This is a genomic window from Polaribacter cellanae (assembly GCF_017569185.1).
Taxonomy (GTDB): domain Bacteria; phylum Bacteroidota; class Bacteroidia; order Flavobacteriales; family Flavobacteriaceae; genus Polaribacter; species Polaribacter cellanae.
Window position 1 is genome coordinate 3849533 of record NZ_CP071869.1, and the last position, 12104, is coordinate 3861636.

Here is a 12104-nt window from a genome sequence, read left to right on the forward strand (position 1 = left end):
TTGTCACTTCGAGTGATTCCTCTTTTTTGAGGAATTGTATCGAGAAGTTTTTAAACGTAAATATTATTTAGTTGAATAAATAAAATGAAAAGGAATTTTAGAATTTTATTGGTTTTTTTTATGCTAATTTTGAGTTACAATTGTAATTCAAAAAAGGAAAAAACGGCAAACTCTAAAACGAAAATTACGGCTTCAGATATTTTAGGAAACCCTAATTATTTAGCAATTTCTTATGGTGGTTATCGAGAAAAATCGAGAGATGTTCAACCAACCATTCAAGAATTAAAAGACGATTTAAAAATTTTATCTGCGATGAATATTAAGGTTTTAAGAACCTACAATGTTCATTTGGCACAAGCGTCTAATTTGTTGGAAGCTATCCATCAACTTAAAAAAGAAGATACAAATTTCGAAATGTATGTGATGTTGGGTGCTTGGATAGATTGCGAAAATTCTTTCAGTTCAGAAAATGGTGACCCAAATCACGAAAAGGAAAATCCAAGAAATGCAAAAGAGATAGAAACTGCAGTTTCATTGGCTAAGAAATACCCAAATATTGTAAAAATTATCGCGGTTGGTAACGAAGCAATGGTAAAATGGGCAACCAGTTATTATGTAAAACCAAAAGTAATTTTAAAATGGGTACATCACCTTCAGAATTTAAAGAAAAAAGGAGAATTACCAACAGATTTATGGATTACTTCTTCAGACGATTTTGCTTCTTGGGGTGGAGGAGATGAGAGTTATAAAGTAAAAGAATTAGAAGAATTGATTAAAGCTGTAGATTATGTTTCTATGCACACTTATCCTTATCACAATTCACATTACAACCCTTCTTTTTGGAAAGTTTCAAAAGATGAAGAAAATTTGAGTGATATTGAAAAAGTAGATAAAGTAATGTTAAGAGCGTTGGAATTTGCGAAAAATCAATATAAAAATGTTTTTAAATACGTAAAAAGTATTGACAGTACAAAACAAATTCATATTGGAGAAACGGGTTGGGCAACAATTTCAAACGGACATTATGGAGCAAATGGATCTAGAGCTACAGACGAATATAAGCAAGCAAAATATTATCAATTAATTAGAGATTTTACTAATAAAAATAAAATTTCCTGTTTTTATTTTGAAGCTTTTGATGAGCAGTGGAAAGATGCAAATAATACTGAAGGTTCAGAAAATCATTTTGGGTTGATAAATCTTAAGAATGAAGCTAAATATCCCTTATGGAAAATGGTAGATAATGGCGTTTTTAATGGATTGAAAAGAAACGGAAAACCAATTACAAAAACATATAATGGAAATCTGGATAGTTTAATAAAAAGTGTACAAACACCAAACACAGAGTATCCAAGATAAACGAATAAATGATGAAAAAAATCTTATTAATTCCTATAATTCTACTTGTTTTAATTTCTTGTAATAAAGAAGTTAAAAGTGATAAAGTAACTGTTTCAGGAAGAAAAATAATGGTAAATAATCAACCTTATTTAATTAAAGGAATTTGTTATCATCCAGTTCCAAAAGGAAGTGATAAAAGAGATTTTGGCAATCTTACCCAAGATTTATCTTTAATGAAAGAAGCAGGAATAAACACAATTAGAGTGTACGAACCTATTGAAGAAGTTGCTGTTTTAAATGAAATTGACAAAGCAGAGATAAAAGTAATTATCGGTTTTGGCTACAATCAAGGAGGTAAAAATGATATTCTCTCAGGCACATTTATCAACTATGTAAATGCTTTTAAAAACCACAATGCAATTTTAATGTGGGAGCTTGGAAACGAATATAATTATCATCCAGAATGGTTTGAAGGTGATATTAAAAACTGGTATAAGGCAATGAATGATGCTTCTGAAATGATTCATAAAAATGATAAAAATCATCCAACCACAACTGCACATGGAGATTTACCAGATGCTGTGGCTTTATCAATTGCTAAAAATATAGATGTTTGGGGAATGAATGTTTATAGATGGGATAATCCAGAAACCATTTTTGTGGAATGGAAAAAAGTGACTAAAAAACCAATGTATTTATCGGAAGCTGGTGCAGATAGTTATATGGTTGTTGAAAAATCAGGTTACAAAAAAGGAATTAACGAAAAAGCACAAGCAGATGCGACTTTAAAAATTATAACGAAAACATTTTCTAACACAAACATTTGTTCTGGAGTTACCTTGTTTTCTTTTACAGATGGTTGGTGGAAAGCAGGAAATAACACGAAGCAAGATATTGGAGGTTGGGCTCCAAAAAGTTCTGGTGTCCCTTATGATGGAGCACCGAATGAAGAGTTTTGGGGAATTGTAGGTATTAACAGAAATAAAAAACAAGCTTTTACTATTGTAAAAGAGCAATATTTAAGTAAAAAACAAACCTCTAATGAATAAAAATATAAAATATATTTCTTTCTTTTTGTTTTATGCATTGTTAATGAGTTGTAAAACAAGTTCAAATAAATTATTAGTAGAAGTTTTTGAAACCTCCGTAAACGGAAATAAATTAACAAAAGTTTCAAATTTTACTTCAAGTAAAAATGCATCAATCATAAAACTAGATACTTCAAAAACCTTTCAAACTATTACTGGTTTTGGTGGCGCATTTACAGAATCTTCTGCCTATTTATTAAATAAATTAGGTAAAAAAAATAGAGATACAATTTTAAAGGCATATTTTTCAAGAGAAGGAGCTAATTATTCGTTAACAAGAACACACATGAATTCTTGTGATTTTTCCTTATCTCAATATTCTTATTCACCCGTAAAAGAGGATATAAATTTAAAGCATTTTACTATAAAAGAAGATAAAGATGATTTAATACCAATGATAAAAGATGCGATAAAAATCTCAAAAGATGGTTTTAAAATAATTGCGTCACCTTGGACAGCTGCTCCCTGGATGAAAGATAACAGAAAATGGGTTGGTGGTAAATTATTACCAAAATACTACGATACTTGGGCATTATTTTTCTTAAAGTATTTAAACGCTTACAAAGAAGAAGGTATTGATATTTGGGGCTTTACAGTAGAAAACGAGCCTCATGGAAATGGAAATAATTGGGAAAGTATGCATTATACGCCAAAAGAAATGACAAATTTTGTACAATACCATTTAGGACCAAAATTAGAAAAAGATGGGTTTGGTAATAAAGTTATCTTAGGATATGACCAAAATAGAGCTGGTTTAAAAGAATGGGTAAATTCCATGTATGAAAACGAAGCAACTTCAAAATATTTTAATGGAACGGCAATTCATTGGTATGAAAGTACGTACGAAGTTTTTCCTGAAGCCTTACAATATGCACATAATAAATCACCAAATAAATATTTAATTGAAACAGAGGGCTGTGTTGATTCTGAAGTTCCAGAATGGAAAAATGATGCTTGGTATTGGAAAAAAGAAGCAACAGATTGGGGTTGGGATTGGGCGTCGGCAGAAGATAAATATTTACATCCAAAATATGCACCAGTTAATAGGTATGCAAGAGATATTATTGGTTGTTTAAATAATTGGGTTGATGGTTGGATAGATTGGAATATGGTTTTAGACACGCAGGGTGGTCCAAACTGGTTTAAAAATTGGTGTGTTGCTCCAATAATTGTTAACCCCAAAAAAAACGAAGTTTATTTTACGCCACTTTATTATATCATGGCACATTTTAGCAAATATATCAGACCACAAGCAAAAGTTATTGGTTTAGAAAATTCTGATAAAAATTTACAAGTAACAGCAGCAGAAAACCCAGATCATTCAATTGTAGTTGTTGTTTTTAATGAAGGGAAAGCTGAAAAAAGCTTTAAAATCCTTTTAGGAGAAAAGGAAATAGAAATTCATATAAATGCGCAAGCACTTCAAACAATTATAATACCAAATTAAAAAAAATATATGTCAAATCACAAAACTACAGTTAAAAATAAAGTTCCATTTGGTCAAAAAGTTGCATTCGGAATAGGAATGTTGGCAAACCAAATGTTTCCAGCGGTTTTAGGAATATTTATGGTGGTTTTGGTACAAGATTTAGGTTTTCCAGGTTGGATGTGGGGTGTTTTATTTTTCTTACCAAGGGTTTTCGATTCAATTACAGATCCAATTATGGGATTTATTTCAGACAACACCAAATCAAAATGGGGCAGAAGGAGACAATATGTATTTATTGGTGCCATTATTATGGGCGCATCTTTTATAATTATGTGGCAATTACATCGCGAAAATGGTATCGATTATAATTTTATATATTTTTTACTTTGGTCTTTTGTATTTTATTTAGGACTCACAATTTTTAGTGTACCTTATGTAGCAATGGGGTATGAAATGAGTAATGATTTTCACGAACGTACAAATATAATGGCAGTTGCCCAATGGATTGGGCAATGGGCTTGGGTAATAGCGCCTTGGTTTTGGGTAATTATGTACGACAAAGGCTGGTTTAAAACGGCGGAAATCGCCACAAGAGATTTAGCAATTTGGGTCGGAATAATTTGTATGTTATTTGCAATGGTACCTGCTATTTTTATAAAAAGTAAACCTACATTAAATGAAAATTATTCTCCATTAACAATAAAAAATATTGGTGGAAGTTTAAAAGAAATATTAAACGGATTTAAAGAGGCTTTTAAATCAGAACCTTTTAGAAAATTATGTATTGCTACTTTTTTTATATTCAATGCATTTAATACCATTGCAAGTTTCTCCTTTTTTATAGTGGTGTATTATTTATTTAATGGAGATGCAGGAGCAGCAGGAATTTGGCCAACTTTATTTGGAAGTATTGGTGCCTTGGCAACTACTTTTTTAGTAATTCCTATAGTAACAAAAATGTCTAAAATAATGGGAAAAAAGAATGCATTTTTACTTTCACAAGGTATTTCAATTATTGGTTATATTTTATTATGGTTTTTATTCATTCCAGGAAAGCCATATATGTTTATTTTTGCGTTGCCATTTTTCTCATTCGGAATTGGAAGTTTATTCACTTTAATGATGTCTATGACAGCAGATGTAATTGATTTAGACGAATTAAATACAGGAAAGCGCAGGGAAGGGGTTTTTGGAGCTATTTACTGGTGGATGGTAAAATTTGGTTTTGCAATTGCAGGTTTGTTAACAGGAGCAATAATGACTTTTGTAGGCTTTGATGCAAGTGCTTCTGTACAAGCAGAAGGTGCTGTTACAGGACTGAGAATTTTTTATTCAGGTTTTCCAATTTTAGGAACTTTAATTGCTATGTTTATAATGCGTACTTATAGTGTTACTGAGCAAAAATCGAGAGAAATTAGAATAGAATTAGACAAGAGAGTAATTGTAAAAAGGAGGGAGATAAATAAAAGAGACAACAATATAATTAATAATAGTGAATTCCATAATGTAATTTCAGTTGGAGAGAAATAGTCTAAAATTACATTTAGACTTAACTGATAAATAAATATTTAGGGGAGATTTTGTTTAAACATAGAAGCTATCTCAAAAGTATTAGAATTTGTCATCTCGACTGTAATGGAGAAATCTTATTTATTGAATTTCAATATTTTATATTTTTCGACTTCGCTCAAAATTACGACTAAATTTACTTTTCAGACAGCCTCTTCTTATTTACTGTAAATTGAACTGATATTTAATTAAAAAAGCGTCTATATTCTGTTTTGTAAATTTTTGACCTCAATTTATTCTAATAATTTAGTTTTCTGTTGCTTAAGTTTTTTAATTATACTTTCTATTACAAGCGAATCCTATTGAATTTTACTATATGGAGATTTATTTAATTTCATTTAAAAACTCTTTTTTAGTAAAATACTATTATTTAAAAATATTAATCTCCATAAAATATTGTACTACAGTAATTTAAATAAAAGTAAATAGGTAGCCATTAGATGTTTTTTTTAACTAAAAAAATCAATAGAATGATTACTAGGGGCTTAATGTCTATTTTATTAGCAATACATTACCTATACAAAATTATTTTTCAATAATATATTATAGATTTTTATGAATTTCTTAAATACTTCTTACAATCCGATTCCTGTTGATAATTAGTTAAAATATTAATAGAAAATCCGTATTTATTTTATGATGTATGTTTTTTGTTGCGGTAATAATTATTAATATCTTAATAAAGTGTATGTATTTTTGGGATATAACTAATTAAATACATAAAAATATGAAAAATATTACTTTACTAATCATTTTATTAACAACATCTTTAGGTTATACTCAACAACAGCAATATGTTTTTGATTTTGAAGCAGGTAGTCCTAATGGTGTCGCTGCCAATTGGTTTACGTTTGATAATACTCCAGTAGCAGCAGAAATTGTTGATAATCCAGATTTAGATGGGGTGAATGCTACAGCTTCAAAAGTTATGAAAGTTGTTGTTGGTCCAGGAAATGCATTTTATGCAGGCGTAAATAACAAATGGGAAGATTCAAAATTTGGAACATGGAAAATAGATACAAGTGTTTCTAATAACTTAACCTTAAGTATAGACGTTAATAAAAATTATGTTGGTACTGTTGGTATTAAAATGGGAACTAATTCTGGTGGAACATCTTTTCAAATAACAGATCAGAATGTTGGAAATACAATTGTTGATGAATGGCAAACCTTAACTTGGAATCTTTCAGGAATTAATTTTAATGGAGATTTAACTAATATTAGTCAGATGGTAGTATTTGTTCATTGGACAGAGGGAAAGCCAGATAGAGAAGCAAATAGTACTATTTATATTGATAATATTAAATTTAATGCAGAGAAATTATCAGATCCAGCAACAACAGGTCCAACAGTAGCTTTACCTTTAGATTTCGAAAGTGTAACTACTTGGGTAGATTTTAATGGAGGCGTTGTAACTACAGAAACAAACCCACACAACAATGCAGATAACAATTCTGCAAATGTTGGTAAAATGGTTAAAAATGCAGACCAACCTTGGGGAGGAAGTTCAATCGTTTTAAGTTCGGCGATGGATTTTGCAACAAACGATACCTTTACAATGAAAGTATATTCGCCAAGAGTAGGCGCAAAAGTTTTGGTAAAAGTAGAAAACTCTGGCGATTCAGGAATCAACTTCGAAAAAGAAGTGTTAACCACAAAAGCAAATGCATGGGAAACATTAACGTTCGATTATTCAGCAATAGATAAAACAAAATCGTACGATAAGTTTGTTACAATTTTCGATAATGGAACGATGGGAGATGGTTCTGCAAATTTCACTTTTTATATAGATGATATTACCTTATCAAAATCAGGAACAACGAGCCCAACAGTAGCTTTACCTTTAGATTTCGAAAGCGCAACTACTTGGGTAGATTTTAATGGAGGCGTTGTAACTACAGAAACAAACCCATACAACAATGCAGACAACAATTCTGCAAATGTTGGTAAAATGGTTAAAAATGCAGACCAACCTTGGGGAGGAAGTTCAATCGTTTTAAGTTCGGCGATGGATTTTGCAACAAACGATACCTTTACAATGAAAGTATATTCGCCAAGAGTAGGCGCAAAAGTTTTGGTAAAAGTAGAAAACTCTGGCGATTCAGGAATTAACTTCGAAAAAGAAGTGTTAACCACAAAAGCAAATGCATGGGAAACATTAACGTTCGATTATTCAGCAATAGATAAAACAAAATCGTACGATAAGTTTGTTACAATTTTCGATAATGGAACGATGGGAGATGGTTCTGCAAATTTCACTTTTTATATAGATGATATTACCTTATCAAAATCAGGAACAACGAGCCCAACAGTAGCTTTACCTTTAGATTTCGAAAGCGCAACTACTTGGGTAGATTTTAATGGAGGCGTTGTAACTACAGAAACAAACCCATACAACAATGCAGACAACAATTCTGCAAATGTTGGTAAAATGGTTAAAAATGCAGACCAACCTTGGGGAGGAAGTTCAATCGTTTTAAGTTCGGCGATGGATTTTGCAACAAACGATACCTTTACAATGAAAGTATATTCGCCAAGAGTAGGCGCAAAAGTTTTGGTAAAAGTAGAAAACTCTGGCGATTCAGGAATTAACTTCGAAAAAGAAGTGTTAACCACAAAAGCAAATGCATGGGAAACATTAACGTTCGATTATTCAGCAATAGATAAAACAAAATCGTACGATAAGTTTGTTACAATTTTCGATAATGGAACGATGGGAGATGGTTCTGCAAATTTCACTTTTTATATAGATGATATTACTTTGTTAAATTCTGCAACAGCAAGTATTAAAGATAATACTTTAGCAAATGTTAGTTTATATCCAAATCCAGCAACAAGTTTTGTAACAATTTCTGCGGAAAATACTATCGAAAAGTTAAGTGTATTTAATATTTTAGGAAAAGTGGTAAAAACGATTTCTGTAAATAACACTTCTAAAAATATCGATGTTTCAGATTTGAATTCAGGAATTTACCTAATTAAATTCACTGTTAACAATTCAGTTGGAACTGCTAAATTTATAAAGAGATAGTTTTATTATCGGGGGATTTTAAAATTATTATAATAACGCTCAAGATTCATTTCTTGGGCATTTTTTAAATACCAAAGTTTTTTGCATATTTGCAACTCAAAACAATAAGAAAAGTATAAAATTTTAATTGATGAATATATTCAAACTACATAAAAACGGACGCTTTTTGCGACTAATCCAGTCTATATTCTAGATTAAAAACTATCAATAGAATAGAAAAAGCGTCCAAAATTCATTTTTTGGACGCTTTTTTTATAAAAAATTATAGATGATAATACCAAATGTAGATTTTAGTTACATATCACAAAGCCAAAGAGTTACTTCTAAACTTAGCATCTGCTAAAAAGCGGATAGGAAATCTACTGTCTAAAATCAATTTAAATGATTGATTATCAGAAAAATAAATTAAAATTTTATTTGTGTAATTCAAAAATACGTTTTAGGTTTGCATTGCAATTCCGAGTAAAGAATTGTAAAAATAAAAATATAAAATCGCTGAATTATTGTTAAGATACAGAAACAAGTTCAGTATAAAAAAACGAAGTAAAATGTTCAATTATCCATTAAACAAAAACATACAAACAGAACTAGGTTTTGTTTCTTGTTTACTTCGTGACTTTCACAATTACAAATAGCAATATTCTATTGTATATGAAAAGTCCGAAGTTGTAAAAATTTCGGACTTTTCTTATGGATTTTATTTCCTAATTATTTTCCGAAACATTTTGTCATTTCTGCAGAGGCAGGAATCTGTTACTGGAATCAACTAAAAGTTGAGTTCTATAGAATCAAACATTCAAAATTTGGAAAATGAAACCAAAACATATCAAATCGAAAAGATTACAAGAGGTTCGTAAAATTTGGAAAAGACAAAGACAAATCTCTGAGGAAATAAGGAATTTAGGATATCTAAAGTTGGATAAACCAATTAGAAATGGCTGGTTTAAAGAAATAGCAATTACTAATAAAATTGAATTGTATAAGAACAAAGAAGCTGTTTTAGAAGTGTACGCTAAAGTTGAAAAAATGTTTTGGGGCAGAACTAAAGAAGAAGCTCAAAAAAAATGGCTAAATCAAATATCAAAAAACCTTATTTATAAAGATTTACCAACGTTAAGTAAAAAGCAGTTCAATAAGTTAAGTGATAAAGCAAAAAATCTATGCACACCTTTCTATTACAGGTATCAAAAAAAGTTAAAGTTGAGGTTTTATGTAAGAATTCCAAAAGGAGCTTATAAAATTAAGTATACAAGAGCTTATGTAACACACACAAAAATAATTGATGCAAAATTAGAAAGTGAGTTTGCAAGACTTAATAATCAACTTTTAAAAAGGGGTTATTACGAAGCAGAACAAAAACTCTATAAATATAAAGATAACTGGAATTTTAGAAATGTTGAAAAAGAAAAATTGATATCAAAAAAATTACTTAAAAATTTAAAAAAATATTCTATAAAAGATATAGTAAAAGAAAATATATAATGGGAAATAAACTAAAAGGAAAAGACTTAATCAAATTAGGCTTTCCAAAGAATAATAGTATCAATATTGCTTTAGGGCAAATTAATAGATACAGAAAAAGAGAAGCAAAAGAGCGCATTTTAGAAGAAGCCAAAGAAGTTTTATTAACTCCTGAAAAGTTTCAAGGAAATGCCATTTGGGGAAAAGTTGCAGAAGGTTTGGTAAAACCAGTGGAAGTAAAAATGCATCAATTAAAAAATACCAGAGTTCCATTTTCTATCTATGGCAAAAACGAAATTGATGAGCAAGCAAAGTTTCAGTTGTATGATGCTTTAAAATTACCAATAACAGTGCAAGGATCTTTAATGCCAGATGCACATTATGGTTATGGTTTACCAATTGGCGGAGTTTTAGCCACAGATAATGCAGTAATTCCTTATGGAGTAGGTGTAGATATTGGTTGCAGAATGTGTTTGACGGTTTATCCAATTCCAGTTTCATTTTTGAAAGGGAAACAACATCAATTTGAAAATATTTTAAAAGATCATACAAAATTCGGAATGCGAGAAACGCACGTTAAAAAAAATGATCACGAAATATTTTATAGAAATGAGTTTACAGAAATTCCGTTAATAAAACGTTTAAAAGACAAAGCGTATAAACAATTAGGAACTTCAGGAAGTGGCAATCACTTTGTAGAGTTTGGTACAGTTGCTATCACAGAAAACAACGACGAATTCGGATTGGAAATTGGCGAGTATATAGGCGTTTTATCACACAGTGGTTCACGAGGTTTGGGTGCAAATATTGCAAAACATTACACGTATTTGGCAACCAAACAATGCCATTTACCCAAAAATGTACAGCATTTGGCTTGGTTAGATTTATTTACACATGATGGACAAGAATATTGGCAAGCAATGAATTTAGCAGGAGATTATGCCAAGGCTTGTCATGATGATATTCACTCAAGAATTGCAAAATTAATCGGTTCAAAACCTGTAGCAAAAATTGAGAATCATCACAATTTTGCTTGGAAGGAAACCGTAAATGGTAAAGAATGCATTGTACATAGAAAAGGAGCAACACCAGCAAAAACAAACGAGTTGGGTATCATTCCAGGATCTATGACAGCACCAGGTTTTATAGTTCGTGGTTTGGGAAATGCAGCGAGTTTGCAATCTGCTTCACATGGAGCAGGTAGAAAACATTCTCGCAGAAAGTGTAAAGAAAAGTTTACTAAAAGTGATATCATGCATCAATTAAAAATGAACGATGTTACACTAATTGGAGGTGGAATTGATGAAGCACCAATGGCGTATAAAGACATTAAAAAAGTGATGGCAAATCAGCAAGAATTGGTAGAGGTGTTAGGCACATTTACACCAAAAATTGTAAGAATGGATAGATAAAATAGAAAAGAGAAGTAAGATTAAAGACAGATGATTAGTTTTAAACAGTCTATTTTCTATCATCTTAAAAAGAAAAAAATGAAAACTAAAATAATACAAATATCAGCAGGAAAAGGCCCTTTAGAATGTGCTTTTGTAGTTGCAAAAGTGTTAAAAATATTCCTAAAAGAATTGGCAAACAATAAGATTGATTATACAATTCTACATAAAGAAAACGGAATAGAAAATGGCACAGTGCAATCTGTAAGCATTCAAATTAAAGGAAAAAATCTTACTGATTTTACAACAAATTGGTTGGGTACCATTCAGTGGATTGGATCCTCAACATTTAGAAAATTTCACAAACGTAAAAACTGGTTTATTGGTTGTTTTGAAGTTGAAAGTTCGCAATTATTAGAAATTAACGAGAATGAAATTCAATTTCAAGCCATTAGAAGTTCTGGAGCAGGTGGTCAGCACGTAAATAAAGTAAGTTCTGCAATAAGAGCAAAACATATTTCAACTGGAATCCAGGTTTTGGTTATGGACAGCAGGTCTCAACATCAAAATAAAAAAATAGCGATTCAGAGATTACAGCAAAAAATAGCAGAATTTAATTCAATACAACAAAAAGAACAATTGAAAAATCAGTGGGAAAATCACCAAGAAATAGAAAGGGGAAATCCTGTGAGAGTTTTTAAAGGGACTGATTTTAAAGCAGTAAAAAAAGAAAAATCATTTAAAAATAAAAGAAATGAGCTAAAAAATGATTTACGAAAACAATTGGAGTAAAA

The 12104-nt window shown here is 30.4% G+C and carries 8 protein-coding genes; all 8 read left to right on the forward strand.

What is annotated here, in order from left to right:
* Window positions 1-84: 84 nt before the first annotated feature.
* The 8 genes from J3359_RS16960 to prfH all read left to right on the forward strand — a co-directional run bounded on the left by J3359_RS16960 (window position 85) and on the right by prfH (window position 12102).
* Window positions 85-1359 (forward strand): glycosyl hydrolase family 17 protein, encoded by a 1275-nt coding sequence (locus tag J3359_RS16960; RefSeq protein WP_208078288.1) that lies wholly within the window; start codon window positions 85-87, stop codon window positions 1357-1359.
* An 11-nt stretch (window positions 1360-1370) separates the two neighbouring features.
* On the forward strand, window positions 1371-2390 hold the full coding sequence (locus tag J3359_RS16965) for a glycoside hydrolase family 2 TIM barrel-domain containing protein (RefSeq protein ID WP_208078290.1): 1020 nt from the start codon (window positions 1371-1373) through the stop codon (window positions 2388-2390).
* 43 nt (window positions 2391-2433) lie between these two features.
* Window positions 2434-3876, forward strand: coding sequence for a glycoside hydrolase family 30 protein (locus tag J3359_RS16970; RefSeq protein WP_208080513.1), 1443 nt, complete (start codon window positions 2434-2436; stop codon window positions 3874-3876).
* A 9-nt stretch (window positions 3877-3885) separates the two neighbouring features.
* Window positions 3886-5388, forward strand: a complete 1503-nt coding sequence (locus J3359_RS16975; RefSeq protein WP_208078292.1) for an MFS transporter — start codon at window positions 3886-3888, stop codon at window positions 5386-5388.
* A 766-nt stretch (window positions 5389-6154) separates the two neighbouring features.
* A complete protein-coding gene (locus tag J3359_RS16980) occupies window positions 6155-8458 on the forward strand; it encodes a T9SS type A sorting domain-containing protein (protein ID WP_208078294.1) in 2304 nt (767 codons plus the stop codon).
* A gap of 810 nt (window positions 8459-9268) precedes the next feature.
* On the forward strand, window positions 9269-9940 hold the full coding sequence (locus tag J3359_RS16985) for a hypothetical protein (protein ID WP_208078296.1): 672 nt from the start codon (window positions 9269-9271) through the stop codon (window positions 9938-9940).
* The gene (locus J3359_RS16990; protein WP_208078298.1) at window positions 9940-11331 is read left to right on the forward strand and encodes an RtcB family protein; all 1392 of its coding nucleotides are present in this window, start codon (window positions 9940-9942) and stop codon (window positions 11329-11331) included. Before J3359_RS16985 ends, J3359_RS16990 begins: the two co-directional genes overlap by 1 nt.
* Before the next feature lie 78 nt (window positions 11332-11409).
* Window positions 11410-12102, forward strand: a complete 693-nt coding sequence (prfH, locus tag J3359_RS16995; protein ID WP_208078299.1) for a peptide chain release factor H — start codon at window positions 11410-11412, stop codon at window positions 12100-12102.
* Window positions 12103-12104 lie beyond the last annotated feature (2 nt).

Excerpts from the sequence above, each read along its gene's own strand:
- J3359_RS16985 (WP_208078296.1), top strand. The coding sequence starts at position 9,269 with ATGAAACCAAAACATATCAAATCGAAAAGATTACAAGAGGTTCGTAAA.
- J3359_RS16990 (WP_208078298.1), top strand. The coding sequence starts at position 9,940 with ATGGGAAATAAACTAAAAGGAAAAGACTTAATCAAATTAGGCTTTCCA.
- J3359_RS16965 (WP_208078290.1), top strand. The coding sequence starts at position 1,371 with ATGAAAAAAATCTTATTAATTCCTATAATTCTACTTGTTTTAATTTCT.
- prfH (WP_208078299.1), top strand. The coding sequence starts at position 11,410 with ATGAAAACTAAAATAATACAAATATCAGCAGGAAAAGGCCCTTTAGAA.
- J3359_RS16980 (WP_208078294.1), top strand. The coding sequence starts at position 6,155 with ATGAAAAATATTACTTTACTAATCATTTTATTAACAACATCTTTAGGT.
- J3359_RS16970 (WP_208080513.1), top strand. The coding sequence starts at position 2,434 with ATGAGTTGTAAAACAAGTTCAAATAAATTATTAGTAGAAGTTTTTGAA.
- J3359_RS16960 (WP_208078288.1), top strand. The coding sequence starts at position 85 with ATGAAAAGGAATTTTAGAATTTTATTGGTTTTTTTTATGCTAATTTTG.
- J3359_RS16975 (WP_208078292.1), top strand. The coding sequence starts at position 3,886 with ATGTCAAATCACAAAACTACAGTTAAAAATAAAGTTCCATTTGGTCAA.